This window comes from Lactiplantibacillus xiangfangensis (assembly GCF_001438845.1).
Lineage (GTDB): Bacteria > Bacillota > Bacilli > Lactobacillales > Lactobacillaceae > Lactiplantibacillus > Lactiplantibacillus xiangfangensis.
This window is the reverse complement of sequence record NZ_JQCL01000063.1, coordinates 1-771: the sequence shown is the minus strand read 5'-3', so window position 1 is coordinate 771 and position 771 is coordinate 1. Positions and strand designations below refer to the sequence as shown.

The following is a 771-nucleotide window of genomic DNA, read 5'->3' as shown; positions in this document are numbered from 1 at the left end:
GGATCAGCAAGCATTTCATCAATTGGTTTTAATACTTTCTTTTCGTCCATCTTAATTACTCCTAACATCAAAATAATGTTTTCAGTTTAAATTCACAGATCTTACAGCACCGTTATTCAAAATTTGTTACCAAGCTCATAAAGATTATCCGCACAAAACAATTAAAAAATTTTGGCTTAAAACAGCGTAATCTACAACAGTTTTTAAGTATTTAAAGCACAATAAACTTAGTTAAGTGTAAGCATAAGTTGAATTAAGAATACATTCAATTCAACCATGGCAAAAATTGATTGTATGGTTATCAGCAGACCGAGTGAAATGAGGTCAATGCGCACTTACACCCTTGACATATGTCAAGGGTAGATTTAATCCCCATCAAAATGGGGATTATTTGTATTAGAAGGCTAGCGCCAACGATCAAAGACCTAGAACTAAATCTCAAGATTAACCAATCACATTACGAAGGATCCAATGACTATAAGCAAGACGAGCACCGGGAGTTATCACCCAGGGGTGATTAATTTCGAAAATTTGAATTTCAGTTTCTAAGTAAAGCGGCGTCTTACCATGATTAAAAGCAAAAACGGGTTGTGGAAAATCAGGCTTACTAGCAACTTGATGAACACTTTGACGAGAGTTCATCTGCCACCGAATTTTTAGATCTTCACGCGACAATAATTTTGGCAGGTGTGTTTTTTCAAGTTGAGCTTGTTGTTGCAACTTTTGTGTAAAGGCTTGTTTAGTCTTGTTTTGATGCCAATCATCAAAAAG

General features: G+C 35.3%; 1 protein-coding gene. It reads right to left on the bottom strand.

Going from position 1 to position 771, the window contains the following annotated elements:
• Positions 1–444: 444 nt before the first annotated feature.
• Positions 445–771: hypothetical protein (locus IV64_RS07410; protein ID WP_057706638.1), on the bottom strand; the 327-nt coding region annotated here is incomplete at its 5' end.